The sequence below is a fragment of the Phascolarctobacterium sp. genome (assembly GCF_045124115.1).
Classification (GTDB): domain Bacteria; phylum Bacillota; class Negativicutes; order Acidaminococcales; family Acidaminococcaceae; genus Phascolarctobacterium_A.
The window spans coordinates 17,213-44,197 of sequence record NZ_JBGVLF010000049.1 but is presented as its reverse complement, the minus strand read 5'-3'; the positions used below and the strand labels follow the sequence as shown (position 1 = coordinate 44,197).

Genomic DNA, 26,985 nt, shown 5'->3' with positions numbered 1-26,985 from the left:
TTCAACGGGCTATTTTGGTGCGCTAAAATTAGCTGAAATATTGAGTTTTCAAGGAGCAAAATGTGTTTTTGCAGTATTTTTCATGTGGGAAGTTTTAGTTACTAAAAAATCGTTTGTAGCACACCATAACTGTAAGCAACCAAAGCATGATTCCCTACATCAAGAATTATACTTATTAACAACTTGGCTACTCTTGCCAAAATCTTTTATTGTGATATAATAAACGTAAGAGGACAACCGCCCACAAGGTGGTTTGACCGATTAAATGGTGAAAGAATCTCTCCCCTTGAAACCGGGCATAGTTTTAGGGGAGGGATTTCTTTTTATATGGAAATCTTTACTAAATCATCGATTTGATGAAGGTTAGTAACGCCAACAGAAACATTCCAAAAGCCATTAAGTCTTTAAAATCGAAACACTTCATGGGCATCACCTCCTTGCATACAGATGACGATCAAGCCACCCCGCAACACGGTTATCCACGCTGATTATAGCACATATTTACGCATTTGAAAAGCATTTGTTTGAAAATCGCTTTTTCAAATCAAAATTTATTTCACTTAATTTTATTAGGAATATAATCTAAACATAAAAAAGACATCTCTCACAGCATCATCAAACACTGTGAAAGATGTCTAATTTTTTAAGCTAATTCAAATGAACCGCTAATTATGCACGGGAGATGTAGTCGCCGGTGCGGGTATCGATAGCCAGTACGTCGCCTTCGTTGATGAACAGAGGAACTTTTACAACATAACCGGTATCCATGGTAGCGTTCTTGGAACCGCCGGTAGCAGTATCGCCTTTGATGCCGGGTTCGGTTTCAACTACGGTCAGTTCTACGGTGTTCGGCAGGTCAACGCCCAGTACGCGGCCTTCGTAGATCATGATCTTAACGTCCATGTTTTCTTTCAGGAAGTTCAGAGCATTGCCCAGAGTTTCCTTGCTCAGTTCGGTTTGTTCAAAAGTTTCGTTATCCATGAATACGTACATTCCGTCGGATTCATACAGGTATTGCATTTCGCGGCGGTCGATACGAGCTTTCGGCATACGTTCGCCAGCGTTGAAGGTACGTTCAACTACAGCGCCGGTGCACAGGTTACGCATTTTAGCGCGAACGAAAGCAGCACCTTTACCGGGTTTTACGTGTTGGAATTCAACAACTTGCCATGCGTCGCCGTCGATGGTTACAGTTACATTAGTTTTAAATTCGTTGGTAGAAATCATTGGAAGCCCTCCTATAAGTTTTAAAAGTTTTTAAACATGTTCAATAAGCTGCTTTTTGACGCCATTCAGGGCATGCGCCCCCTCCTCCGTCAAAACAACAGTATCTTCTATACGAACCCCGCCTTTGCCGGGAATGTATATACCGGGTTCAATGGTAAAAATCATACCGGTTCGCAGCACTGTATCGCCACGTTTGTTGATGTTAGGCATTTCGTGGATTTCCAAACCCACGCCATGACCTGTGCCATGTACGTAGTAATCGCCATAGCCACAATCGGTAATCACCTTGCGCACCACTGCATCCAGCTCCGCCCCGGTCATTCCCGGGCGTGCTGCCTTCATGCCTTTCAGCTGCGCTTCTTCTACAACAGTGTAGATTTCCCTTTGCCAAGAATTTGCCATACCCAAAACGATGGTACGTGTCATATCGCTGTGATAGCCTTTGAACACAGCACCAAAATCAAAGGTGATGAAATCGCCAACTTCCACTACCTTATCGGAAGCCATACCATGTGGCAGCGCACTGCGTGCACCGCTGGCAACAATGGTATCAAAGGAAGTTTTTTCACTGCCCAAAGAGCGCATATAGTATTCCAAGCGCCCTGCCAGATTTCGCTCCGTGCGACCGGGACGGATATCCTCCAAAAGACGCATGAAAGCCTCGTCGGCAATAGCAGCGGCTTTTACCAAAAGATCCAGTTCCTTCTTATCCTTGATCATACGGATAGCGCTCAAATCCATGCTCTCCATGGGCACTTCCCCCAGAAGTTCATTTAGCGCCACGTAGTCAGTATAGCTATAGGCTGCACCATCAAAGCCCACCACATTAGCGGAAGACTTTAGCGCTAGCTCCGCAGCAGCCTGCCAAATGCTGTTGGCATTGACGGGAATATACTCCAATACCTTGAAGTACTTCATTTCCTCTTTCGCCTGCTGGGTATAGCGGCCATCAGTAATGAGCACGCCTTGCTTCCTGTCTAGATAAAACAAGCTGGAATCACCGGTAAAGCCGGTGAGATAGCGGATTGTGGTAACATCTTTTATAATGACACAATCAATATACAGCTTGGCCATAAGTTCCAAAACTCTGTTAATACGCGTCATCAATCTGCCTCTCTTCCACAAATAGCTGAATATACCTTATAATTTTACCACTCATTGGCAAAACTATCAACAATTTCTACACTAAAAGGCATATTTTCTATAATATCCATAGTGTCGAAATATGTATCAGGGGTAACATAGAACTTGATCAGTCCGGCACTGCCATCCATAGTGCTCACCATGGCAAGGTGTTCGTAGCCTTCCATAATCCAGTTCACATCAGCAATATGCTCAGGTTCAACCTGGGCGTAGATCATACTGTGGGGTTCGAGGGAATTATCGTTCATTATTTGACAACCTTTCTGCGTAATAAGCTAAACTGCATCAACTCCACATCACTGTGGGCGGAAAATTTTTGCTGTGCGTGGGGAGCAACCTCAATGGGCATTCCCTCCTCATCCAGCATTGCGGATAAAACATAGGGCATTACTTCGCCATCAGGCATCAACAGCTCCAAAGGCTCGCCTGCCTTAACATTGTTGCGCTGTTCAAAATAAGCGCGTTTGGCTTCTTTGTCGTAACCAGTCACAATGCCTACAAAGTCATGGGTCTGCTCGTATTTAGAGCTGCTGTAGACTTGGGCGTTGGCATCGGGCTTGCTTACGGCAAAGCCTGTGGTGTATTGGCGGTGGGAAACTTTATTCAGCTCCGTAATCCACTCCTGCGGTACGGAATAATGCTCCCTATCTGCCCAACAAGCATCAATAGCCTTGCGGTATACGCTGACTACTGTTGCCACGTAATGAACGCTCTTCATGCGGCCTTCAATCTTCAAGCTGCACACGCCTGCATCCATCAACTGGGGCAGATATTCGATGAGGCACAAATCCTTGGAGTTCATCACGTAGGTTCCGTGCTCATCTTCCTCCAAATCAAAGTATTCACCGGGACGTTTTTGCTCGCCCAGCTTATACATATTATATTCCCAACGGCACGCTTGGGTGCATGCGCCCCTGTTGCCGTCACGACCTGTTAAATAGCTGCTCAAAAGGCAGCGGCCGGAATAAGAAATGCACATAGCGCCATGGACAAAAGTTTCCAGCTCTACATCGCATTTAGCACTAATAGCAGCAATCTCTGCCAAGGACAGCTCCCTTGCCAGAACTACGCGTTCAGCGCCCAAATCCTGCCACGCCTGCACAGAAGCGTAGTTAGTGGTGTTGGCCTGGGTGCTTACGTGCAGCGCCATCTTAGGCACAACGCGACGGGCAGTAACCCACACGCCCAAATCGCTGATTAGGAGCGCATCGACTTTAGCTGCTTCCAAGCCACGCAGGTAGTCGGGCAGTTTGTCGATGTCTTCGTTATGGGCAAAAATATTCACGGTAACATAGACCTTTTTGCCCAAGGAATGGGCATACTCGGCAATTTCGGCAATTTCCGGCAAATCGAAATTATTGGCAAAAGCACGCAGGCCGAACATCTTGCCACCTAAATAGATAGCGTCCGCACCATAAAGAAGTGCCATTTTGCCCTTTTCCATACTGCCGGCCGGTGCCAAAAGTTCCGGTTTATGTGATAATGTACTCATTAGCTTCCTCCGTTACACGGCTCAGCCTATATCCTTGATCGCCTGCAGATGCTCGCTGTAGGTACGGGTGAAACGGTGGTGTCCGTCCTTTTCCGCCACAAAGTACAAGTAATCAGTCTGCTCAGGCTGCAGCACCGCCTTCAACGCGCTCAGTCCGGGGCTGCCGATCGGTCCGGGAGGCATACCCGGATTTTGGTAAGTGTTATAGGGATTTTGAATCTCGGTATCTGCAAAAGTAATGATTTCCTTCTGCTCACCTAAAATATATTGAATGGTAGTATCTGACTGAATGGGCATACCGATAGCCAAGCGCTTGAGGAAAACACCGGCGATACGGGGCTGTTCTTCCGGAAAAACTGTTTCCAGTTCCACCATAGCCGCCATGTTCACCAAATCGCGGATGCTCATCTTTTGCTCCGCTGCCGCCTTATCTAAGCCTGCGTTCTTCAGCTCCACGTCGAACTGATGCACCATCATGGCCAGCAGCTTATCCTCCCCCACGCCTACAGGGAAGTCGTAGGTAGCAGGAAAAGCGAAACCTTCCGCCTTATAGATAACGTTGCTGTTATCGGTCTGCATATAGTCATAGGGTGCGTAATTTTTGGCAGCGGCGCAGAACTTCGCTGCACTGCCCAAGCCTTCCGCCTCCAGTTTTTTACCAATCTTAGCAATGGTATAGCCTTCAGGCACGGTAAAACGCAGCTGCTTAATGCGACCTTTCGCCATTACGTCCACAATCTGACCGTTGCTCAAGCCGCCTTTGATTTGGTACGGGCCAGCCTGCAGCTTATGAGCCAGGCCTTTAAAGCGCGCCTCCAAACGGAACGCCGCAGGGTCTTTTACAAGCTGCTTTTCGTGGAGCAATTGGGCAATGTCCGCAGTGGTCATCCCTTCTTTGACGATGATCAAATGAGAGCCTGCAGCCGCGAAATCGGCGTTGTTCCCCCGCACGCTCATCATCAACATAAAGCACACCGTAGGCACTGCCACCAAAGCAGGCAGCACATAATACCATTTAGCCTTCAGCCATTGAATTAGCTTTTCTGTATCCATCAACCTACATAAAAAACACCGGACCGCAGCCCGGTGCATTTTTTATTCCTCTTCTTCGCAGTATTGGTCGTACAGGGCAGCGACTGCGTCGTATTCCTCATCGGTGGGACCTACATAAACAGCTTCACCGTTTTCGTCGAAGTCAATGCGGGCGATGATTGCAACATCGTCATCGTCTTCTTCGTCATGGTGATGGCATTCGCATTCTTCGTCTTCGCAGCAGTCATCATCGATGCCTACCAGAATAGCGAAGTTCTTGCCATTGTAAGGAATAATCATTTCTTCCATAAAATAGCTTTCATTGCCTTCTTCGTCGGTCAACACAACTACATCAACTTCTTCTGCTTCTTCTTGCATAGCAGCCAATTCTTCGTTTTTAATATCCTTTTCAGTCATTTGCGCACCTCCAAGTGAATTTTTACATACTCATGTTATTTTATAATAAAAATCATGCTTCTGTCAATTTTTTAGGGGCGAATCCTTAAAATTTTCTTCCTAAATTTGGCGGAAGCTTTTGCTGTCCAAGTAGTTTTGCAAAATAACCACAGCAGCCATCATATCAATGACCTTTTTGCGCTTGTTGCGACGCATATCTGCATCTACAAGAACCTTTTCGGCAGCTACGGTAGAAAGGCGTTCATCCCACAGCACTACCTTCACAGCAGGAAACATTTCTTCCAGCTTGTGCGCCATTGCTTCGCAGGCTTGGGCACGTTCGCCGATGGTACCGTTCATATTTTTGGGATAGCCTACTACCAAGGTGTCTACTTCATGTTCCTTGATCAGTTCGCCAATGCGGGCGTAGTCGCGTTCCTCCGTAGTACGGCGGATAGTCTCTACACCATTGGCAATCATGCCCAGCAAATCACTGACAGCAATGCCGATAGTACGTGTGCCCACGTCCAGGGACATTTTTCTCATGCACATGCTCCTTATTTCTTAATCTGCTGCAGGTAGTTGATAACCATTGCCTCGATCAGCTCATAGCGCTCGTGGCGGCGCAGTTTGGTACGAGCATCATCGTAGCTGGTGATATAGGTGGGGTCGCCGCTGAGCAGATAGCCTGCCAGTTGATCAACAGGGTTATAGCCCTTGGCTTCCAGTGCAGCGTATACTTCTTTTATAGTTTCAGCAACATCCAACTTTTCCGGTTGGCGCTTGAACATCATGGTTTCTTGAGATACTTCTGTCATAATAACACACCCCCTTCAAGTGTATATGGTAATTGTAACATATAATGGGGGAAATTGCTACAGGTTGTCCTTTACTACATCCTTTTTACCATAAAGAGTTTTAAATCGGTCGGGCACACTGTTATACGTAGAAGCTGTTATATCGTTTTCAGCTTCATAAATACTTGGCACTTGAATCTTCATAATTCCCAACATCAGATTAAATAACAAATCATTGGTAAATACCTTCTGTCAAGCAGCCTGCAAGTTCAATATTACATCTTTATTTTCGTCAGCATATTCTTTGCTTAAATATATAAAAAGCGGTATTCTCGCCATCGGCCAAGTAAATTTACTTGCATCATGTCCTAATTTTTCATCAACAGCCTCTGCATGATCAGATAAATAAACCAAGCCCTTAAAATTAGGTATTTTATTTACCTTATCGAATAATAATTGCAAGACCTTATCCGTATAAGCAATACTATTATCGTAAGCATTTACACTTCCTGTATTGCTAAAAACTGAAAAATCTTGCGGATATCTTTGTTCATATGCGCCATGACTTCCCATCAAGTGTATGACTATCAATGTTTTAGAAGCTACTTGAATTTTATCCAATGGCTCCAAAAGTTTAATGTCGTAATAATTGGTTACTGTTGTCTCACCTACATTATGGTTAATCCAGTCTTGCTGATTGGCTTCCGTTGCAATTACTGTTATAGGCGTATCCCAGGCACTATACTTTACCTGATTGCTTAACCATACTGTTTCAAAGCCACTTGTTTCCGCAATCTCCAACAAAGAAACTGCCTCAGCAAGGTTTAATCCATTATATTGATTTTTTGCAGTCAATGCATAAGTAAGTACCGGAACAGTATGTGCATGACAAGAGTATGCATTTTGAAACAAGAAAAAATTTTCTTTACCAATTACACTATCAAGCCAAGGAGTAGTCTTACGCTCATAACCATAAGCACTCATATGATTTTTGTTTTGAGATTCACCTATGACTAAAACGTATACACCATCATTGGAATCTTTTATGTTTTTCAATCCATTTATTAATTGCTTGCGTTGTTCCTTTTTATTCTTAAAGTCATCATATTTAGAAATATTTTGTCTAGCATGAGTAAACACATTCACTACAACATTGTCTCTAGTACGATAGCAACAATAAATGCTCAAAATGGCCATAAAAATGGCAAGTGGAATATAATATTTTTTCTCAGCTTTCAACTCTAATTTGTTAAGTGTTTTATAAATTGATATAGCAACCCCAAACAGGACTATTGTGCAAGCTAATCCCGCAAAAGAAAAATGGTCCTGTATATATTCGTTGGCTTCTCCCATATTGGTTTGCAAAATTGCCAACAAAGCATCTGAGGCAAACCATGCTTTTATAGAAAAGTAATAGTTCCAATATAGCAAAGGTAAAGCAATAACCATACCACAAAGCACTGTATCGGCTATATCGTTTTTGAAAATAACACTAACGATAAGTATCGCACAAGCGAAACATCCTGCAAAAGAAATATACTTTATAGTCGCTAGTCTTGCTGTAGCTGGATTAGCCAAAAGATTGACAATAAGCACAGATACTTCTACAAAAAATATTGCTAGAAATGCTTTGATAAAGTTCCTTTTTACAAAAACATAATCGCTAATCAAAGTAATTAATAAGCTCAAAAGCACTAAGCTTTTAGTATCTCGAAGTGACCAGTTTCCTGTAAAAACCGTAGCAAGGACGTATAGAAACACCAACCACACTAATACTTTAAAAATAATTTTTCCTATGCTATTTATAAGATCTTTGTTCATCGCTATAACCTCCAAAACCATGGAATATTATAGCGGAGTGTCCCCCCCAGTCAAGCAAAAGTGCATCGAGCCCTTTTGCCTGGCAGTGCAAAAAGCACTGCGCGTTCTAAGCGACACGTTTTAAGTAGTAACATTTTATATACTCTTGGCCATATAGAAGCACCTCTTGGAAAACTCATGCAGGATTTCCAATGCTCTGCACCGAATAATATGCATAACGAATTGTTGGCAGACCGTATGCGCGAACTGAAAGGAGGCGGAAAGCCCATGGGTGCTGCATTAGATTTAATTAGAGCCCGTGCAGAAGCACGCGGAAAAATCATTGGTGAGGTCAAAGGTCGTTCTGCAGGAATAGCAGAGGGAAAAATCGAGGCCAATCTTGAAACTGCAACCAATCTCAAACGTATGAAGATCATGGATGACGAAGCCATTGCTAAGGCTACATCCCTTCCTTTAGAACAGGTTAAAGCCATCGCAGTATAAAAGTACTAAGACTTATTCACACACATCTACTAAACAACAATCCCCTTCTCCACCGCAATCACGCAGTGTTGAAGGGGATTTTCATTCTTAATATAAACTTTATTTAGTCTTCGGGCAGAACCACGTTGAGAACGATTGCTACCAAAGCAGCAGGTACGATACCACTGCCACCGAAAATCAGTTTTACAGCAGCAGGTACGTGAGCCAAAACGCCAGGGTTGGCGCCCATGCCGTAGCCTACGCCCAACGCAACAGAAACAATGGTCAAGCGACGAGGAGTAAGTTTTTCTCTGGTAATCAATTGAATACCGCTAACAACGATACTGGAGAACATCATTACTGCTGCGCCACCCAAAACAGATTGAGGCATAATGGAAACCAGCGCGCCCAGCTTAGGAATCAGACCACACAGAATCAAGAACAGTGCGCCCATAGCCAAAGCAAAACGGTTAACAATCTTGGTCATAGCAACCAAGCCTACATTCTGGCTGAAGGAAGTGTTAGGCAGCACGCCGAACAAAGCTGCCACAGAAGAACCTACACCGTCACACATAACACCGCCGGAAAGTTCTTTATCAGTAGCTTCGCGATCCATACCGCCTTCCATTACACCGCTAATATCACCAACAGTTTCAACAGCAGTTACAATGAACATAATCATTACCGGAAGAATGGCGCGAATATCAAAAATAATATCCACAGGCATAAACTCCGGCACAGCAAACCAACCTGCATTAGCAACCTTTTCCCAATGGAGCACCCAAGATTTGGTGTATTCCACGCCGTTAGGGCCTACTGCCGTAGTAGGCAGAACCATACCCATAACAAAGGCAGCAATATAACCTGCGATAATACCGAACAAAATAGAAGAAGAACTCAAGAAACCTTTAACGCCATGCTTGCAGAACAAAATAACTACAAGGACAAAAAGTCCCAAGAGCAAGTTTTCCATGCTGCCGAAGTCCTTAGTCTTAAAGCCACCGCCAAAAGAGTTAATGCCTACGCCGATTAAAGACAGACCAATGGACAGTACGACCGTACCTGTTACGACAGGAGGGAAGAATCTGCGCAAAGGCTTGAGGAAAAATCCCAATACAGTTTCAAAAAGGCCGCCAAGCAGTGACGCACCCATAATCGCGCCATAAGCTGCAATACCGCTACCCATAGTAGCGACAATGCTGCTGAAAACGCCGATGAAACCGGAGCTGGTACCCATGATAATAGGCACCTTGCCACCTACAGGACCAACAGCGTACAATTGCAGCAAAGTAATCAAGCCTGCCATAATCATGGCATTCTGCAACAGGCTTACCTGCAGTTGTTCAAAGCCTGCACCGCCCATAATACCGCAAGCACCACCAATAATCAAAAGTGGTGTCAGATTGCCTACAAACATGGCCAACACGTGCTGCAAGCCCAAAGGAATAGCTTGCTCCAAAGGCAGGCGACCTTCAAATTTATAGGCGTTCTCAGATAAAGATACATATTTTGCCATCAAACACACCTCTAGCTAAAAATAAAAATAGATATTCTTATTTTACCCTATTTAACAGGCTAATGTAAAGATTTTTTTGCAAGAAAAACGCTTTTCCTGTGAAGAATGTCTACTGCGTACTGAACAAAACTGTTTAAAGCAGAAACATCATTCGGAAAAGCGTTGTTATACTATTTTATTTTTGCGCACGCACTTGAATCAACTGCGCCGCGATGCTTACAGCTATCTCCGCCGGAGTTTCGCTACCGATAGCAATGCCGATGGGCGTAGTCACCCGTGCCAATTGAGCAGCAGTAAAGCCTTCTGCTGTCAGCAGTTCCCGCGCCAGCTTTGCTTTCCCCTTGCTGCCCATGATGCCGATATAGCCTGCATCCGTCTGCAAAAGGAAACGTTCGCATTGAGCATCATAGACGTGCCCACGAGTCATTACCACAGCATAATCTGCCACCGTAGGCGCACACGCCTGCTGCAATTTTTGGAAATCCACTGCCTGCACCTGCTCCGCCATGGGGAAAACTGCAGGGTCTGCAAATTCTTCACGGTCATCAAAAACTACGCAGCGAAAGCCCAAATGGCATAAGAGAGGCACCAGCTCCCGCGCCACGTGTCCTGCGCCGAAGACGTAAACAAGTCCGTCGTAACCATACTGCTCGCCGTAGTAAGTGCAGCCATCAAGTTCCACTTTACCGCGATGACCGTCCAAAGGCAGCTTTTGTGCCACCTGCAATGTACCTGCACCCATGGGTAACAACAGCCACCAAGGCTGCCTGCTTCCTACAGCCTGCAGAACACGCTCCGCCAACGCCAAAGTTTCTGCACCGCCCTGCAGGTAGCAGAACTGAACTAGGCAGCTACCGCCGCAAGCCAAGCCTGCTGCAGGAGTCAGATCGTATACTTTGGCAAAATTTTGCGGCGCAGGCTCTGCCAAGGTTTTTTGCGCCAATTGAATCGCTTCGTATTCCATAGCACCGCCGCCAATGGTGCCGGATAAATAGCCGTCCTTGCCTACCAGCATATAGGCACCACTGTTACGGGGCGTGGAGCCTTCGCTTTCCAGCAAAGCAACAAGATAAATATCTGCACCTTGCAATGCATAGGCCTTGATCTGTTGAAATAAATTCTTCATCATTTAGCACCCATAACGTACGCACATACTAATTCCAAAACACTACCTGCAATGCAGCGCGCCTTATCACTAATAGTAAAACAGTTTGCCAGTTCTTCCTTACGCGGGTCAATATCCGCAATCTTAAAGCCTTTGGTTACAGGATAGCCTTCACGAATCATACCGCGGAGAATACCTGTCAATGTAGCGTTTACATCGACTACTGCTCCTTGTGCAGTAGTGATTTGGGCAATAACCTCGCCTTTTTCCACTACGCTGCCAATATCGCGTACCACATGGAGCACACCTGCGCAGGGAGCATGGAGTACGCGTTCTTTGCTATAACCGCCAATGTTACCGGGAACACCGCTGTTGGGTGCGGCGCTGCCTTGGCGGATAATCCTGCCCAAATTATGACCGCGCTTGGTCTCCACAATAGCGTGACAATCTACACCGGCAGTAAACCCAGGACCTAATGCCACAGTTAAAGGCGCCATTTCCATATTCGTCCCAAGATTTTTCTTAGCAATAATCGCATCTATTAAAATGTCAGGCTGATATTCTGCTACGCAGGCAGCATCTTCATCTACCAGCACAGGCACCTTGCCTGCTGCCATTACAGCCTCTACTTCCGCCAGTGACTGCACCAATGCAGCAGTCATGCCTTCCACCGTAGCACTGCCTTGGTAAACCGCTTCGCTGAGAGCCACCTGACGACGTATTGCCGCAGGATGGGCGCACTCCAACACTAAAGGAGTTAAACCTGCACCCCACAGGCGGTGTATTACTCCCGTAGCAAGATCGCCGCCACCGCGGACGATAATCTTCACATTCTTCATATAAATCCTCTACATCTCTACCTCTGCCACACGTTCGATGGTAAAGCGTGCCAGCTGTGCCAGCAAAGGGTCCGCTTCTTCCACAGGTACGCGCCACGCCAAGCCGCAGCCGGAGCTGATTGCCTGAGGCGTAGGGATAAGCCTGCCTGCCAAGCCCTGCTCCGCACAGGCGGATTCTACTGCTAAAGCAGCCTCCGTAGTGGCAAAGGTTAAAACTATATATTTTCGCTTCTGTCTCATTTTCTCCGCATTAAGGTTTAACTACGGAAGCAGCGTTGAGCATTTTTTCACAAATGACATACATATTAGTTACGCCTCCTACAGCAAGCTTTTCTGCCAAGTCATAATGGTTCAAGCAGGTACCGCAGGTGAGGATTTCTACGCCTTGAGCTTCCAAGGATTTCAAATCTTCTAAAGCAGGAGAGCCTTCGCAGGTCCAATGGGCGCCACCGTTATAGCAGAGAATAGTTTCCGGCAGAATATCCTGCTGTGTTAAAGCGAAGATAAAGCCCTTCATTAACAGTTTGCCCAGTACAGGATCGCCTTCGCCCATACATTCGCTGGTAATAGCTACAAGCTTGTGGGAACGAGCGTCTACCAAGCAAGTTTCCTCTTGCGCTTCTTCCTCTACTGCAGGAGCATCGCCTACAGTCATTTCTACTCTATACTTGCCTTCTTCTACCTTAGCGCTGCTAACGCCGTAGCCTTTTTGTTGCGCCATTTTAGTCAAGTTTTGTACAGCGATTTCGTTATCGACGAAAATTTCTACTTGGCCTGCACCTTGCATACCTTTAATAGCGTTTTTAGTTTTTACAACAGGAATCGGGCAAGCATCGCCCATAGCATTTACAGTAATCATGATTATTCCTCCTTATAATTCTCCCCCTGGCAGCAAGCAACACAGTTGCGCAGCTGACTGAGGGAGCTTAAATTATCTTACATAAATTTCTTTTTCTTTTTTGTCTACTACCGTACCGATGATTTGTGCAGGAAGCCCTGCCGCCTGCAGCTGTGCTTCCGCTTGTTCTGCGCATTCCGGCGCCACTGCCACCAGCAATCCACCACTGGTTTGCGGGTCGTACAGCACTTCCTCCATAGCAAAGGGAACATTAGTAAATTCCACTTTGTCCTGCACATAGTTGCGGTTGCGTTGCGCCGCAGCCGTCAGCAGGAACTCGTCTGCGTAAGCCAACGCTTCGGGAAACACAGGGATTTGCTTTTGCTCCAAATTGCAGGACACCTTACCGTCCAGCATTTCATGGAGATGTGCTAACAGGCCGAAACCGGTAACGTCGGTACAGGCGTGCACATCGTACTGCTGCAGAATTTCTGCTGCGTACTTGTTCAACGTAGTCATGGACTTAATAGCTGCAGCCATAGCTTCGACAGAAGCTTCCCCTACGCGGTTAGCGCAGCAAATCAAGCCTACGCCCAAGCGTTTCGTCAAAATCAGCTTATCACCAACGCAAGGAGTGTTGTTTTTATACATCTTTTTGGGGTTGACCACGCCGGTGACGCTCAAGCCGTACTTCACATCGCTATCTGCAATGGAGTGTCCGCCTGCAAGACAGCCACCTGCTTCGTGAACCTTCTCCGCACCGCCACGCATGATTTCACCCAAAATGTTTAAATCCATGGTTTCAGGGAAGCAGACAATATTCAGCGCTGTCTTCACGGTACCGCCCATAGCGTAAATATCGCTGAGAGCGTTGGTTGCCGCCACTTGGCCGAAGATGTAGGGATCTTCCAACATGGGCGGGAAGAAGTCCAAAGTCTGGACAAAGGCGATATCATCGGTCAATTTGTACACAGCAGCATCATCATGGCTGTCATACCCAACTAACAAGTCAGGGTCAGCTGTACCTTTAGGCAAACGCTCCAGCACATGGCTCAAAATGCCTGCCCCCAGTTTTGCCGTGCAACCGCCACCCTTGCAAAACAATTTAGTTTCCGTATGCATCATTTCACCTCTTTATATCCTGCTACCATAACGTAGCCAAATATTTTCTTTGCCTATGCCCTGCTCTATCAACAGAGCACGTAGCCTCTCCAATTTTTCAGGAGCAGCTAGCTCGCATTTATTCAACGCCACGTAAAAAGCACGGGAGCCAACGTCCTTACGGCCGCCTCTCTCATTTGCGATTAACGCAGACATTTTAAACTCATCCATCAGCATATTGCAGGAGCCTGCAAAAATATTCCCCCCCAACTGCCAGCGGAAGCACACTTCATCTAAAGCGCGTCCCAAAGCGTCCATGCCTGCTACAGCAATAACGATATCACATTCAGGCAGCAGTACCGGTTCATCATCCCGCGGAACCTTACAGGGCAAATGCTTTGAGCCATCTGCTTCCACCAGGACGTAATCAGCACAGCGTAGCGCCTGCGCCAAAAGTTCGGGAGCAGGCTGCACCAGCTTGCCCGTACCCGTTTCCACAGCACCAATGGTAGGAACGTAGCTCCGCTCCTGCCACAGCTGCTCTACCTGCGCCCAGGTAGCACAGTAGCCTTGGGCAGGCTGCCAAATATGGGTAGTAGTGGTAGCGACAACCTTACACCCTTGATACAGCAAGTAGGTGCCCAGCTCGTACATAATCGTGGTCTTGCCACCGCCACCCACTAAAGAAACAATGTGTTTTTGCTTATCATGTAAAAAATTCCAAGGACAGTTTTCCATATTGACCGCCTTTATTATAAACTCTTTTTACATTATAACACAAATAGAACAGGGAAAAAACTACTAAAATGTCATAACAAAGACACTTCTTATAGCAAATACATGTATACAGTATCCACTTAATTATGCTATAATATATATAGAAATTGAGTACATCAATGCATAAACCAAATATGAAGGAGGCTCCACTATGGAAAATAAACCCGTTAAAATAGTAGAAACCGTATTACGCGACGGCCATCAATCTTTGGCTGCTACCAGAATGCGTATCACCGATATGCTCCCTGCTTTGGAACAATTGGATGATGCCGGATTTTATGCCTTAGAGGCTTGGGGCGGAGCGACCTTCGACTCCTGCCTGCGTTATTTGAACGAAGATCCTTGGCAACGTCTGCGCACTTTGAAAAAGCACCTGCCGAAAACTCCGATTCAAATGCTGCTCCGTGGCCAAAATATTTTAGGCTACAACCATTACGCCGACGATGTAGTGCGTGAATTTGTTAAACGTTCCGTCGCTAACGGCGTATCCATCATTAGAATTTTCGACGCATTGAACGACACCCGCAATTTGGAATGCGCTATGCGTGCAGCTAAAGAAGCAGGTGCTCATGTTCAAGGCTGTATCGTTTATACCATCAGCCCCTATCACAAAGATAGTGACTTTGTAAAATTAGGTAAAGAATTGGCAGAAATGGGCGCTGACTCCATCTGCATTAAGGACATGGCAGGCCTCTTGCGTCCCTACGCTGCTGAAAGCCTTATCCGCAACCTGAAAACGGAGGTTGGCCTGCCCGTAGACCTGCACACCCACTTTACCAGCGGCATGGGCGACATGACTTATTTGAAGGCTGTAGAAGCAGGCGTTGACATTATCGACACTGCCCTCTCCCCCTTCTCCGAATCTACCAGCCAACCCTGCACCGAATCCATGGTTGCTACCCTGCAAGGTACTGCTTATGACACCGGTATCGACTTGGCAAAGCTGAACCATATTGCCGACCACTTCAAAAAAGTGCGTGCAGATTTAACTGCAGACTTCAATTTGAATGCTAACATTCCTATTGATCCCAAAGTTTTGACCTTCCAAATCCCCGGCGGTATGCTGAGCAACTTGCTGAACCAAATGAAGGAAATGGGCGTTGCTGATAAATATCCGCAACTGTTGGAAGAAATGCCCCGCGTGCGTGCGGAACTAGGCTATCCTCCCCTGGTAACTCCTACCAGCCAGATTGTAGGCTCCATGGCAGTGCTGAACGTAGCACTGGGACGTTATAAGATGATTCCTCGTGAAGTTAAGGATTTGATCTTGGGCAAGTACGGGCGTACTCCTGCTCCCATCGATCCGGAAGTACGCAAGCTCGCTATTGGCGATGCACCCCAAATCGACCATCGCCCTGCAGACGATATTGCACCCCAGCTGAAGAAGATTAAGGAAAAACTGGCGGAAGAAGGTTTCCCCAATGCACCTATTGAGGACGTACTCAGCTACGCATCCTTCCCGGATATCACCCTCAACTTCCTGCGCCACAGCAACATCGGTATGCACTTCCGTGATATGTAAAGAATATAATGTAGCGTAAAGCAAAACGACCTATGTAGGCATCAAAATCTACATAGGTCGTTTTTTACTCTCCACTGCCATTACAAACAGAAAATTCCCCTCTCAGCCTACGCAACGCCATTTGCTACGCACATGGCTGCTTCGGCAGCTCTCCCAAAGGGCGAGCCAAGTTTGCTAGCATTCACTTTACATTCTTGGCTCTCCTTGGGGAGAGCTGGCGCAAAGCGCCTGAGAGGGGAAACATTTCACTTAAAACAGATAGTTAACATTTACGCTGCCGGAAATGCCGTCGCGTTGGCCGCCATAGCCTTGTACGCGAGCATCAACGTTCCACTTGCTGGAAGCTTTGTAGCTGATGCCCAGTTCGCCAAGAATAGTACTGCCGCCCAGGGACGGAGCTGCCAATGCTTCGCTCATGATCTGACCGCGTACATCGCCGTCAAATTCATATTCCCAAGCAAGGCCGTAGTAAACGTTCAGCTTATCGCTGTTTTCTTGGTTTACACGGAAGCCCAAGCGCAAGGTTTCGCTTTCCGTAGCGTCCATTCGGTAGTCATCCCTGCGGAAGTGATAGGTATCACTGTCGTGATGAGTATAGAAGAACTTAGCGTAGGTATCAATGGTTTGACCTTCGCCGTGCAGCTTGCTCACCTTACCAATGCCTACATGACCACCGTAGTAGGTACTCTCGGTATCGTAGCCTACGGGGGTACCTCTATCACTGAGCAAATTGGTAATGCTATTCTTCAAGCGACCCATACGCAGGCTGCCTTCTGCATACCAACCGTTTTCCTTATCCTTGCGGAGGAGGACGCCGCCACCATTGTAGTTGGTGTTGCCGTCGCCACGCAGAGTGCCAAGGTCAGTATGAGAGTTGTAGGTGGTGTAGTTGCCACGACCACCTTCGTAGAATACGCCCCAACTGGTGCCGTCAGCGTTAGCATTGCCCACGCCTACCATGAAGCTGTTACCGTCGATTTCTACATGACTACCTGTTGCAACCTTGCCATGGTTGCCATACATGCCTGCGAAGGTTTGGTAGCCAAGTTCGCCACTGTTAGCAAGAGCGTTAGCCTGTTGAGCTGCCAATTCAGCGCCTTGGTTTACGAAAGCAGTTGCTGCTGCACGGCTTTCGCTGACCATGGTGGTCTGTTCTGCCAACTTGCTGGAACTGATAACCAAGGTAAGACGATCAGTAGTGTCGCCGGGTTTAGCAAAGGCAACGCCTTCCCACGCAGTATTGATTTGATATCTAACTTCAGCATCTTTACTATCAACTTTGTTAGCATCAAAGTACATGTGGTCAACATTGTCACCTTTAGCAATCAAAGTAGTTTCTACTTCATCCTCCAAAGGCTTGTCTACGTCGTTCAAATACAAGGTATTACTCAACTTAATGGTAACGCCACGCATATCAATAGTACCGTTATCTACAACTTGACCATTTTCCACTGCGTTATTGATGGTCAAATATGCTTTTTCATCTTTTACATTAGCAGAAGAACCCAAAGCATAAGGAGCAAGATAGATGTTCTTAAACTCGATAGTATTGAAACCGTCAATGCTGTTGACTGCACCACCGCTCCAACCATCGAAAGTTAAGGTGCCACCAGTGCCACGGAGGTTAGCATGGGTAATGTCTGCGTAAACATTGCCATCACTGTCGGATACATCTCTCATCGCAAACGTCATCATCTTAGATTGTTTCTGCTCAGACTCTTTTTCACAGCTAATGGTGATATTGTTGCCTTTTACTTCAACCTTATTGTCTTCAGTACCAAAAGTACCTGCACTGATATTGACATCCTTGCTAGCACTAATATCGCCAAGGATGATACTTTCCTGACCTTTTACAGTTACATTGGGAGCATCAAGAGTAATCCTGTCATCTACTACATTACCTTCATCGTCTACGTAATTATCCTTTACAATACTGTTTTCAATGGTAATAGATCCATTAGGATTGTCTTTTATATCTACTCCCAAATCACCACATGCTTCACTGCCATCGACAATAAAGTAGTGCTTGGAATCAAGAACACTGTCGCTCTTAACAGTTGAACCGGACATGGTCAAGGTTTCTTGAGCTATGATACTAGACTTGTCCTCAATAACATTTTCATCGCCAATAATTGTAATATGAGTACTATCAATGCTGCCTTTAATAATAGCATTTTCAATGGTTACACTATCACCATGAATTACGCCATAAATGGTAACATCATCAGATATGGTTACATTACTCTTATTGGTACCAACGACTGCATCTTTATTAATGGTAGTATTACCACCGGAAATATCAATCTTATTGCTAAGAATATTAGCATTAACTGTGCCGCCGGTAATAATTACTTCTGCGCCACCAATTACGCCTTGAGTTACGTCCTTACCAACAGAACCTGTAACAACAGCATCATCAATGTGAATATGACTATCAGCACCGCCAACAATGGTATTAGCATCAATATCAACATAACCTGTCAATGTAAAGTCACCACTAATAGTGCCATTGCCTTCAATCATGCCATGCGTACCAGTTTTTTCAGTAGAGCCAGCCACAATAATCTTATCGACATTAGAATTACCGCTAAGTTTCAAGTTCGTTGTAGTTACAACGCCTGCTGCATTACCAGCTTCATCCTTAGTCAACAAAATATGACCATTGTTCAAAGTCAAGTTAGTAGTATTCATAGAAGCTATGCCACTAATCGTGCCACCATTTTGTACTGTGATATCATCGCTACTAATTACACCACCAACGACTTCGGTGTTCTGACCATCAACAGTAATTGTTTCACCTTGCAAAGTACCTTTGTTAGTAGTCGTACCACCGATAACGGAAATATTGCTAGAAGAAGAACCTAAAGTTTTACCTTCATTGATGGTAATGTTTTTAGAAATCTCAATGTTCTTGCTGGTAATATTATTGGTATTGATTGTACCGCCACTAATATTAGTAGTCGTGGAGTTAATCGTACCGCTTACAGTACCGCCTTTAATATTGGTAGTTCCGCTGTTTACAATAGCGCCCTCTGCCAAAGTACCGCCGTTTATGTTCATGGTAGTACCACCAACAGTACCTGTAATCGTACCGGTACCACTCAAGTTAGTAGTAGTGCTGTTAATTGCATTGCTTACAGTGCCACCGCTAACGTTGGTAGTCGCGCCACCAATCGTACCTGTACCTGACACATTACCACTCTCAATATTTATCACGCTATTGTTGTTATTAGCACCCAAAGAAGTATTAAGAACAACATCACCACTGCCAGCGTTTACATTAATCTTGTCACTATTTACAGCAACACCAATAGTTGCACCACCAGTAATATCGGTAGTTCCGCTTGCAATGGAACCATTACCAGTAGTAGTAATAGTTCCTCCGCTAATGGTTGTAACGCTGTTTTGTCCACCTACAGTTCCGTTTAATACTGCACTGTTAGTGATGTTGATTGTAGTACTGGAGATATTACTATTCACAGTACCGCCTGCAATATTAGTAGTAGAAGAATCAATCACTGCATTTAAAGTACCACCGTTAATGTTGGTAGTAGCGGATTTAATGGTTCCATCAACAGTACCACTTGCAATAGTTACGCTGTTAGTAGCATTAATAGTGGCGTTCACAGTGGAATCCACAACTGTGTTATCCGCTTTAGTATATTTATCGATAACAACATCATTAGCAGTAATCGTGGTTGCACTATTTTGGCCAACGTTGCTACCATTAATCGCTACAGTAGTACCTGCCGTAATAACACCATCAACGATACTGTTATTGGCAACAAAAGACTTGGTTGCCGTTACTTCCTTGTCGATAGTTACGCCGGTAACTGTCAAGCTTTGAGAAGAAGTACCACCATTAACTTTTACATTACCATCAATGCTCAACATATCATCAGCAGTAATTTTAGCATCAAGAACTAATTGAGTTGCAGCCGTATTTTTAACAGAAACATTGTAGCCTTCAATATTGCTATAAACCTTATTGCCATTTCCATCAGTAGTTCCAAATTTGCCGCCGGAAACAACAATGTCATAAACACCGCTTGCACTGCTCGTTACGTTGCTAATGACATCACCGGTAATAGTGCCACCGGAAATAGTAATGCTGTTGCCCTTAACATCGTCAACTTTACCACTACCACTAATGTTAATTACATTACCATCAATCTTGCTTGCCACGCTACCTGCAGAAACGGTAACGTTGCCACCAACAGTACCGGAGCCTTCAATCTTAGTTGTAGATTCGTTCACAGTTACAGTGCTGTTAGAACCGCCCAAAGTACCGCTTACGTTTACATTGCCGTGAACATTGATTGTAGTAGTGTCAACTGTGCCTGCAATATCGCTACCACCATTAACTACGGTCGTACCACTGCCGGTAATTGCGGAACCACTTGTTACCCCAATCACGCCCTGAACAGTACCGGTATTGTTCAACACTGCGTTATTAGTAACGTCAATGTCGCTTGTACCATCAGTATTGCCCAAAGTACCGCTTACAGTTGCGTCACCAGTTACGTTAATGTCGCCACTGTTTACAGTACCGCTGATTACACCACCGCTGATATTAGTAACGCCGTTGAAAGGAGCAGAGGGCTTCGCTTGTACCTTACCTGCCATAGTACCGCCTGTAATGTTAGTAACATCGCTAATTACAGTATGACTAATTGTACCTGTTCCACTCAAATTAGTGGTATCACTATTGATGCTAGTTCTTACATCGCCACCACTAACATTGATTTCTTTACCACCGATAGAACCATCACCTGTTACAGTGCCGGCAGTTACATTGATTACGCTATTAGCCCCCACTTCAAAGAGAGTATTGAGTGTCACAGAGTCCTTTATATTAATTGTTCCGCTGTTAATTTCGCATTTAAGCTCACCACCGGTAATTTCGGTAGTTGCACTTTCAATAGAACCAGCTCCATCCACAATACCGCCCTTAATATAGGTAATGCCATTTACATTAGTCTTATCGCCTACAATACCATTAATGATTGCAGAATCTGTTCCGCCTACTTCGCCTATGTAAATCGTGCCACTGTTCACATTGCTATTTACAGTACCGCCGGTAATAGTAGTAGTCGCAGTGTTAATAGTTCCGCCCACAGTACCGCCGGTAATGGTAGCAGCACCGCTTTGAGCAGTTCCTTCCGCGTTGCCGCTAATCGTACCATTACAGGAACCACCATTGATGTACGTATTTGCGCTAGTGATATTACCTGTTACAGTACCATTGTTAATTGTTACACTGTTATTGCTACTGCTATTGACGCCAGTAGTATCAATAGTAGCAGTCACAGTCGGATTACAAGCACTGTTATTCAGCTTACCAATAGTTACTTGATTAGCAGAAATAGATGTATCAGTCGTATTCGTGCCAATATTACCGCTGTTAATAGTTACAGTACCATTGGGGTTATCCGCATTGCCAGCCACAATCGCGCCATCAACCGTACTGCTTGTAATCGTCAAAGATTTATTTACGGTAATACCATTGCCAATGGTTACACCGGAAATATCCATGGAATTTGCTTTAGTATAACCAGCGATGTTAATATTACCATCAAGTTTTAATTCATCATCTGCTACAACGTTGGCATTAACATCGTATACGCCAGTATTGTCATTGGTAATAGATACATTGTAACCATGGATGTTAGCGAGGACATTTTGACCATTCACAGTTTGGCCAAACGCACCACCGGTAATTACAATATCGTACTTACCACTAGTACCGCTTTTCGCATTGCTGATAACTTTATCCTCAACAGTACCGCCACTAATAGTAATAGTATTGTTAGCGTTACCATCGTTACCAAAAACTTCAAAAACGGCACCACCACTAATAGTAACATTATTACCTATGATTTTACTAATATCAGTAGAAGTACCACTAACGTTGATTACATTGCCCCAAACACTTGTTACCGTACCGCCGGTAATAGTAACGTCGGACTTGCCTTCTATACCTGCAGTAGTACTTACAGTGCCACCACTAATGTTGATTATGTCAGTTTTGACATCAATACCAACTATTCCTCCGTTAATCTCGGTCTTATAACCTTGGATAGAAGGAGTCCCACTACCTCCGCCTGGCATCCAACTAAGGGTGCCGCCATTAATAGTAATAGTATGCCCCTTCATAACAGATGCTTCTGAGCCATAAGAAGCATTAGTGAATCTTATGGCGCTACCATCATTAATAGTGATATTGCTACCTTTTTTCTCATCACCACTAGCGTCATAGTAGCCCACAACACCGCTACTAGCGATAGTTAAACCACCATTAACAGTAATTCTATCGGTAGCAACAGTACTATCTACTTGGCTCGCGTTAGTAAATCCAGTATCACCATAAAAAATAGTATGACCGGTGCCTGTTATTTTTGCAGTCTCATTTGATCCCGCTACTTTAATGATGCCCTGCATTACGCCGTCGTTGACTAAGGTTGTGTTTTTAGCGTCGCCTCTGACATTAATTACGCTCAAAGCATTTGTGTCAATGGCTCCTGTTTCGGTGGTAGTTGCATCTTTGCCAAGGACGCCGGTTTCCGCAATAGTTGCATATTTGCCACCAACACCACTTACGTCGATAGCACCGCTTTCCACATTGCCGGAAATAGTGCCACCGGTAATGGTAGTAGTATCGCTAGTAACCTTTACGCCTACATTACCACCATTGATATTGGTAGTACCACCGGTAATTTCACCTGTGCCACCAATAGTGCCACCATCGATAGTAACGTCAAAACCTTTAATTATATTATTAGCAGTAACGTTGCCTTGAGTGATAGTTACAGTACTACCGCTTGCAGCAATTATTGCACCATCACTGCCTGTTGTAGCAGGAGCATAAGTACCAATAGTGCCTTTCAAAGTAATCGCAGTATCAGCAGCAGTACCACTGATATTAATTGTTCCGCTAGTAACGTTGCCGTCGATAATACCGCCATGGATATTAGTGGTTGCGCCGGTAACGTCCACGCCTACAGTACCGCCATTGATTTTGGTAGTATCGCTAACGATTTCGCTATTATTTGCGCTGCTAATAGAACCACCATTGATAGTTACAACTGCACCCTCAGCGGTACCCAAGTTTTGCTGCAGCACAACATTGCCACCATTTACGTTAATAGCAGTACTATCAATGCCAACGTTAATCGTACCGCCTTTAATGTTGGTAGTACCGCTGACAATTTTACTACCATTATCACTGCCAATAGTTGCACCATTAATAGTAACTACTGCGCCATCAGCAGTGCCCAAGTTTTGCTGCAACTCAACAGTACCATCATTTACGTTAATGTTTTTGCTGACAATACCAATATTAATCGTACCACCGTTAATATCGGTAGTTTCGCTAGCAATAGAACCACTGCCACCAACAACACCGCCGTTAATAGTAACGAGGTCTTTGGTGCTATTCAAAGCGTTATTAATAATTACATTTCTGCTTTCGCCTGCTTTACCAAGGATTATAGCACCATCAATAGTGCCAACATCACTTGCAACAGTGCCTTCATAAACATTAAAATTAGTAGCTTTGAGATTGCCGTGCAATTCACTGTTAGCACCATCGAGCGTAACGCTGTTCAAAGTATCGGAGCCTGCGCCCACTTTCAACACGCCTTTGACAGTCAGGTCAACGTCATTAATAGAATCGTAGGTTCCATTAGCATTAAGCCTTTGTGTTTTAATTACACCATCGAGCGTGGCTTTCTCGCCAATAACCAAGTCTCCACCGATGTTGATGGTAGCGCCTTTGATAGTCATGGGAGCTGGGGTTGTAGTGGTAGTTGTTGTATTGTCTGCATTAGTCGTGGTTGTAGTGGTCATACCGCTGATGGTTTGGGTAGCATCTTGGGTGGTGTAATATCTACGACCGGTAGCGTCTTCTTCAATATTACTATTATGACTATAATCAGTAAGTCCAATAGTAGTGATAGTACCACCCAAAATATTTACAGTAGTACCTTCGAGCGTTCCAGCACCACTAAAAGTACCATTCAGATAAATATTAGCAATAGGAGACGTACCATTGGAGCCCTTATAATTATTCAGATTGTTAATTGTAGTAGTGCAACTAACATCTCCAAGATGGTCTTCATTATTAATTAGATAGTTCTCATCTAAAGTATTAGATGCTTTATCATAATTACCAGCATTAATTATAAGCTCATCCGTTTTAACAGTACCATTCGCAGTAATAGTACCTTCGTTAATAACAACACTACCTCCGTCTAAACTATTAAAAGTAATCACATCGGTTGCACCGTCAAAAGCGTCACCTATGTTAATGACATCACTATCAAGGGTACCACCAATAGATACTGCGCCAATAAAATTAATAGCAGTACCAGCCTCAATAGTACCTTGATTGTTTATCTTAGTAGTTTTATACGTTGCCCCCGGAGCGATGTAGTAATTATTATAGTTAGCAATATTTACTGTGTCTAGGATATGCAAAGTCGCATTAGAGGCAATATTACCACCATAAAAATCCGCTTTCTTTGCGTACACATCGGTTTTAATATTAGAATATTTTTCACTACCTATATAGCCATTGCTATAAAGATAAAATTCATCTACATATCCGATTTTTTTATTATCTCCATCTACATTATCGTTACCAATGGTGCCAATAAAATTACCTCTCCAAATCGATACTTCGTGAATAGGTGTACCAGCAGAAGTGCCCTGCACATTAGCATACACAAGACTATCAGCAACTACGTCATCATCAGTCCCCATCACGCCATCAGCACCGGGAAGCTTATTTAAGGAGTTTGAAGCTCCAATTACAAGTTTAGGAGTTTCAATATCCACCTTAGTAGTTTCGTCCATTTTAACAGTGCCAGTGACTTTGTCTAATAATTCCACACCAATTTTGGCACCATCCTCGACCCTTACACCAACATTATAGTATTCAGGAGCAGTTTCTATAGCAGTCAGCTTGCCGCCATAAAGATAGATTTGAGAACCAGTGAATCGGGCATAGTCAGTAGCAATGGTTTTCCCTTCAATAATTTTATTACCATCAGCGTCTGTAACATCAACACCATTTGCATCTTTTTTGAAACCATAATTTTTTATTCTAATGCTGTAATCATCATCCAAGGAATTGTCGTACAGAAAGTGGAACCCTTCATCAACACTGTTCCCGGAGAAGGTAATAGAGCCATTGTTCTCTAAATAAACATCGCGTTTAATGGAATGGTAGTCTTCTATTTGCAATTTCAAACCTTTGGTATTAATGGTGCCATTGTTTTCGAGTGTGCCGCCAAAAACATTAACCATAGTGCTTGGACGAGTGCAATCGATAGTACCATTGTTAATGACGTAGGAACCTGCACCCGTACCTGTACCATACGGATCATAGGCATCATTGTAGCTATGAACATAAGGACCTGTATGTACATCAGGGCTAGCAGGATCATTAGTTGCATGCTCACAAGTAGCACCGCTACTAATAGTGCCGTAAGAGTCAATTAATAAGCTACCTACTGCAAATTTTGCATTTTCACCAATGGTAACCTTACCGTTCATATAGGTCATACCATTGGCACCAACATTTTCAGATTTTCCGGTTGTCGGATTAATAGTTTCAGGACCACTATAATAGTTAAGGAAATCGCCATCGATTACGCTATCATAAACGTACACCCAGCTTCTGGTGCTGGTTGATTCACCGGTAAGCTTGCCCACTGCAGCAACAGTAGTGCCCTCAGCAATATGGCTGTTTACAATATTAATCGCACTGTACTTAGAGTATGTTTCGTTATTATATGTATCTTTACCATAATCGTAGCCTGCAATAATTTTACCGCCATCAATATAGCTATCCATAATGGCAATGTACTGACCATTAACTGTGCCACCAGAGTTTTGCAAATTTACGTTTTTGATAGTTACAATATCGCCTTCATAATTGTATACGTCAGAAACATTATCTTCCTTATTGTACTTACTTACCTATCTGACCGTTATTGATAATTGTGTACCCATACTGTGTTTTATTCGTAATAGGAGCAGTAGCATAATTGTTACCACTGAAAATATACTTCTTCCTTGAAGCAAGATAACTCATAGCACCCGCACTATCACCAATGGTAATATTGTGCGCGCTTAAATCCGCATTAGAGCCAAAAGTACCGCTAGTAATGGTAATCTTGCCGGCATTGGCAATAGCATTGACACCATCAGTGTTTTTAGCTCTATAATCATAGACATCTATCTTAGTGTCAATAGTACCACCGGAAATAGTAACATCGCCAGCTACATTCCCACTACTACCAACTATTACAGCCCCTGTACCATTTATACTACCACCATAAACAGTAAAAGTTTTTCCTTGAATAACACTCGTATTGTTCAGATTAATATTAAAATTATTAGACGCTGAAGCTGAAGAAGTACCAACAAAAATATCAGTATATTTATAGTCACCAATCTCACTTTCAGTACTTTCACTACCAATAGAAATGGTTTGCCCATCAGTACCGGTAAATGTTATGCTTACATCTTTTGCCAACCAATAATCATTGGTGATTATAGTTTGAGGCGCAGTAATAGTAACATCTTTCGCTGCCCATACCGGTGTCGCAAAAAGCATGGTGCCGGCAAGGACGGTCAGCATAATTTTATTTTGTAAGGTTTTAGAGTTCTTTTTCATCATCAAACCTCGCTTTCATAAATATCATAAATAAAAATAATGTATTTTCTTATAAATAGGTGTAGATAGCCCTACTCCCCCATTGTCAAGTTTATCATTTTTGTAGTAAATATACAATACTTTTGTACACTTTGTTTCCGTTAAATTTTTATGACAAAAATGTAAACGGCAAGCAAGATAGTTTTTCCATGCCAACTAAAATCGCCCCTTGCGCTTCGCGCAGGAGCGTTGTA

21 protein-coding genes are annotated in these 26,985 nt (G+C 44.2%); 3 read left to right on the top strand and 18 right to left on the bottom strand.

Annotation, left to right across the window (positions count from 1 at the left end; translation table 11 throughout):
- Positions 1 to 220, top strand: a 220-nt coding sequence (locus tag ACJMM4_RS07800) for a hypothetical protein (protein ID WP_405383883.1), incomplete at its 5' end; no start/stop codon positions are given.
- A gap of 449 nt (positions 221 to 669) precedes the next feature.
- Here the strand turns inward: ACJMM4_RS07800 and efp are convergent.
- The 9 genes from efp to ACJMM4_RS07755 form a co-directional block, all read right to left on the bottom strand.
- Positions 670 to 1,227, bottom strand: a complete 558-nt coding sequence (gene efp / locus ACJMM4_RS07795; protein ID WP_405381551.1) for an elongation factor P — start codon at positions 1,225 to 1,227, stop codon at positions 670 to 672.
- Between the two features lie 30 nt (positions 1,228 to 1,257).
- A complete protein-coding gene (locus ACJMM4_RS07790) occupies positions 1,258 to 2,331 on the bottom strand; it encodes an aminopeptidase P family protein (protein WP_405383881.1) in 1,074 nt (357 codons plus the stop codon).
- Positions 2,332 to 2,375: 44 nt separating this feature from the next.
- Complete coding sequence (locus tag ACJMM4_RS07785; RefSeq protein ID WP_405381555.1) at positions 2,376 to 2,618, bottom strand: DUF4911 domain-containing protein; 243 nt, start codon at positions 2,616 to 2,618, stop codon at positions 2,376 to 2,378.
- Complete coding sequence (locus tag ACJMM4_RS07780; protein ID WP_405383879.1) at positions 2,618 to 3,862, bottom strand: U32 family peptidase; 1,245 nt, start codon at positions 3,860 to 3,862, stop codon at positions 2,618 to 2,620. The genes ACJMM4_RS07785 and ACJMM4_RS07780 overlap by 1 nt, the downstream gene beginning before the upstream one ends.
- 21 nt (positions 3,863 to 3,883) lie before the next feature.
- Positions 3,884 to 4,915, bottom strand: coding sequence for an endolytic transglycosylase MltG (gene mltG, locus ACJMM4_RS07775; protein ID WP_405383877.1), 1,032 nt, complete (start codon positions 4,913 to 4,915; stop codon positions 3,884 to 3,886).
- A 42-nt stretch (positions 4,916 to 4,957) separates the two neighbouring features.
- Positions 4,958 to 5,311, bottom strand: coding sequence for a DUF1292 domain-containing protein (locus ACJMM4_RS07770; protein WP_405381559.1), 354 nt, complete (start codon positions 5,309 to 5,311; stop codon positions 4,958 to 4,960).
- A 99-nt stretch (positions 5,312 to 5,410) separates the two neighbouring features.
- Positions 5,411 to 5,836 carry a Holliday junction resolvase RuvX gene (ruvX, locus tag ACJMM4_RS07765; RefSeq protein WP_405383875.1) on the bottom strand — a complete coding sequence of 142 codons (426 nt, stop codon included), beginning with the start codon at positions 5,834 to 5,836 and terminating at the stop codon, positions 5,411 to 5,413.
- 11 nt (positions 5,837 to 5,847) lie between these two features.
- Positions 5,848 to 6,108, bottom strand: a complete 261-nt coding sequence (locus ACJMM4_RS07760; RefSeq protein ID WP_405381563.1) for an IreB family regulatory phosphoprotein — start codon at positions 6,106 to 6,108, stop codon at positions 5,848 to 5,850.
- 231 nt (positions 6,109 to 6,339) lie between these two features.
- The gene (locus ACJMM4_RS07755; protein WP_405383873.1) at positions 6,340 to 7,908 is read right to left on the bottom strand and encodes a phosphoethanolamine transferase; all 1,569 of its coding nucleotides are present in this window, start codon (positions 7,906 to 7,908) and stop codon (positions 6,340 to 6,342) included.
- 177 nt (positions 7,909 to 8,085) lie between these two features.
- Between ACJMM4_RS07755 and ACJMM4_RS07750 the strand changes: the two genes are divergently transcribed.
- Positions 8,086 to 8,391 (top strand): hypothetical protein, encoded by a 306-nt coding sequence (locus ACJMM4_RS07750; protein WP_405383871.1) that lies wholly within the window; start codon positions 8,086 to 8,088, stop codon positions 8,389 to 8,391.
- Positions 8,392 to 8,494: 103 nt separating this feature from the next.
- Here the strand turns inward: ACJMM4_RS07750 and ACJMM4_RS07745 are convergent, their stop codons facing one another.
- The 7 genes from ACJMM4_RS07745 to yqeC all read right to left on the bottom strand — a co-directional run bounded on the left by ACJMM4_RS07745 (position 8,495) and on the right by yqeC (position 14,507).
- Complete coding sequence (locus tag ACJMM4_RS07745; protein WP_405381380.1) at positions 8,495 to 9,886, bottom strand: uracil-xanthine permease family protein; 1,392 nt, start codon at positions 9,884 to 9,886, stop codon at positions 8,495 to 8,497.
- Positions 9,887 to 10,061: 175 nt separating this feature from the next.
- Positions 10,062 to 11,015, bottom strand: coding sequence for a xanthine dehydrogenase accessory protein XdhC (xdhC, locus tag ACJMM4_RS07740; RefSeq protein ID WP_405381378.1), 954 nt, complete (start codon positions 11,013 to 11,015; stop codon positions 10,062 to 10,064).
- Positions 11,012 to 11,830, bottom strand: a complete 819-nt coding sequence (gene yqeB / locus ACJMM4_RS07735; RefSeq protein WP_405381375.1) for a selenium-dependent molybdenum cofactor biosynthesis protein YqeB — start codon at positions 11,828 to 11,830, stop codon at positions 11,012 to 11,014. The genes xdhC and yqeB overlap by 4 nt, the downstream gene beginning before the upstream one ends.
- A 9-nt stretch (positions 11,831 to 11,839) precedes the next feature.
- On the bottom strand, positions 11,840 to 12,070 hold the full coding sequence (locus ACJMM4_RS07730; protein WP_405381373.1) for a DUF3343 domain-containing protein: 231 nt from the start codon (positions 12,068 to 12,070) through the stop codon (positions 11,840 to 11,842).
- A gap of 10 nt (positions 12,071 to 12,080) precedes the next feature.
- Positions 12,081 to 12,689 carry a sulfurtransferase-like selenium metabolism protein YedF gene (gene yedF / locus ACJMM4_RS07725; protein WP_405381371.1) on the bottom strand — a complete coding sequence of 203 codons (609 nt, stop codon included), beginning with the start codon at positions 12,687 to 12,689 and terminating at the stop codon, positions 12,081 to 12,083.
- A 72-nt stretch (positions 12,690 to 12,761) separates the two neighbouring features.
- Positions 12,762 to 13,790 (bottom strand): selenide, water dikinase SelD, encoded by a 1,029-nt coding sequence (selD, locus tag ACJMM4_RS07720; RefSeq protein WP_405381391.1) that lies wholly within the window; start codon positions 13,788 to 13,790, stop codon positions 12,762 to 12,764.
- A 12-nt stretch (positions 13,791 to 13,802) separates the two neighbouring features.
- Complete coding sequence (yqeC, locus tag ACJMM4_RS07715; RefSeq protein WP_405381369.1) at positions 13,803 to 14,507, bottom strand: selenium cofactor biosynthesis protein YqeC; 705 nt, start codon at positions 14,505 to 14,507, stop codon at positions 13,803 to 13,805.
- A gap of 190 nt (positions 14,508 to 14,697) precedes the next feature.
- On the opposite strand from yqeC, the gene ACJMM4_RS07710 reads away from it, so the two are divergent.
- A complete protein-coding gene (locus tag ACJMM4_RS07710) occupies positions 14,698 to 16,068 on the top strand; it encodes a pyruvate carboxylase subunit B (protein ID WP_405381367.1) in 1,371 nt (456 codons plus the stop codon).
- Positions 16,069 to 16,317: 249 nt separating this feature from the next.
- Here ACJMM4_RS07710 and ACJMM4_RS07705 read toward each other — a convergent pair whose 3' ends face one another.
- Both ACJMM4_RS07705 and ACJMM4_RS07700 read right to left on the bottom strand, forming a co-directional pair.
- The gene (locus tag ACJMM4_RS07705; protein WP_405383869.1) at positions 16,318 to 25,971 is read right to left on the bottom strand and encodes a hypothetical protein; all 9,654 of its coding nucleotides are present in this window, start codon (positions 25,969 to 25,971) and stop codon (positions 16,318 to 16,320) included.
- Positions 25,972 to 26,044: 73 nt separating this feature from the next.
- Positions 26,045 to 26,755 carry a hypothetical protein gene (locus ACJMM4_RS07700; protein ID WP_405383867.1) on the bottom strand — a complete coding sequence of 237 codons (711 nt, stop codon included), beginning with the start codon at positions 26,753 to 26,755 and terminating at the stop codon, positions 26,045 to 26,047.
- Between the last annotated feature and the right edge of the window lie 230 nt (positions 26,756 to 26,985).

Excerpts from the sequence above, each read along its gene's own strand:
- efp (WP_405381551.1), bottom strand. The coding sequence starts at position 1,227 with ATGATTTCTACCAACGAATTTAAAACTAATGTAACTGTAACCATCGAC.
- ACJMM4_RS07790 (WP_405383881.1), bottom strand. The coding sequence starts at position 2,331 with ATGACGCGTATTAACAGAGTTTTGGAACTTATGGCCAAGCTGTATATT.
- ACJMM4_RS07785 (WP_405381555.1), bottom strand. The coding sequence starts at position 2,618 with ATGAACGATAATTCCCTCGAACCCCACAGTATGATCTACGCCCAGGTT.
- ACJMM4_RS07780 (WP_405383879.1), bottom strand. The coding sequence starts at position 3,862 with ATGAGTACATTATCACATAAACCGGAACTTTTGGCACCGGCCGGCAGT.
- mltG (WP_405383877.1), bottom strand. The coding sequence starts at position 4,915 with ATGGATACAGAAAAGCTAATTCAATGGCTGAAGGCTAAATGGTATTAT.
- ACJMM4_RS07770 (WP_405381559.1), bottom strand. The coding sequence starts at position 5,311 with ATGACTGAAAAGGATATTAAAAACGAAGAATTGGCTGCTATGCAAGAA.
- ruvX (WP_405383875.1), bottom strand. The coding sequence starts at position 5,836 with ATGAGAAAAATGTCCCTGGACGTGGGCACACGTACTATCGGCATTGCT.
- ACJMM4_RS07760 (WP_405381563.1), bottom strand. The coding sequence starts at position 6,108 with ATGACAGAAGTATCTCAAGAAACCATGATGTTCAAGCGCCAACCGGAA.
- ACJMM4_RS07755 (WP_405383873.1), bottom strand. The coding sequence starts at position 7,908 with ATGAACAAAGATCTTATAAATAGCATAGGAAAAATTATTTTTAAAGTA.
- ACJMM4_RS07750 (WP_405383871.1), top strand. The coding sequence starts at position 8,086 with ATGCAGGATTTCCAATGCTCTGCACCGAATAATATGCATAACGAATTG.
- ACJMM4_RS07745 (WP_405381380.1), bottom strand. The coding sequence starts at position 9,886 with ATGGCAAAATATGTATCTTTATCTGAGAACGCCTATAAATTTGAAGGT.
- xdhC (WP_405381378.1), bottom strand. The coding sequence starts at position 11,015 with ATGATGAAGAATTTATTTCAACAGATCAAGGCCTATGCATTGCAAGGT.
- yqeB (WP_405381375.1), bottom strand. The coding sequence starts at position 11,830 with ATGAAGAATGTGAAGATTATCGTCCGCGGTGGCGGCGATCTTGCTACG.
- ACJMM4_RS07730 (WP_405381373.1), bottom strand. The coding sequence starts at position 12,070 with ATGAGACAGAAGCGAAAATATATAGTTTTAACCTTTGCCACTACGGAG.
- yedF (WP_405381371.1), bottom strand. The coding sequence starts at position 12,689 with ATGATTACTGTAAATGCTATGGGCGATGCTTGCCCGATTCCTGTTGTA.
- selD (WP_405381391.1), bottom strand. The coding sequence starts at position 13,790 with ATGCATACGGAAACTAAATTGTTTTGCAAGGGTGGCGGTTGCACGGCA.
- yqeC (WP_405381369.1), bottom strand. The coding sequence starts at position 14,507 with ATGGAAAACTGTCCTTGGAATTTTTTACATGATAAGCAAAAACACATT.
- ACJMM4_RS07710 (WP_405381367.1), top strand. The coding sequence starts at position 14,698 with ATGGAAAATAAACCCGTTAAAATAGTAGAAACCGTATTACGCGACGGC.
- ACJMM4_RS07700 (WP_405383867.1), bottom strand. The coding sequence starts at position 26,755 with ATGATGAAAAAGAACTCTAAAACCTTACAAAATAAAATTATGCTGACC.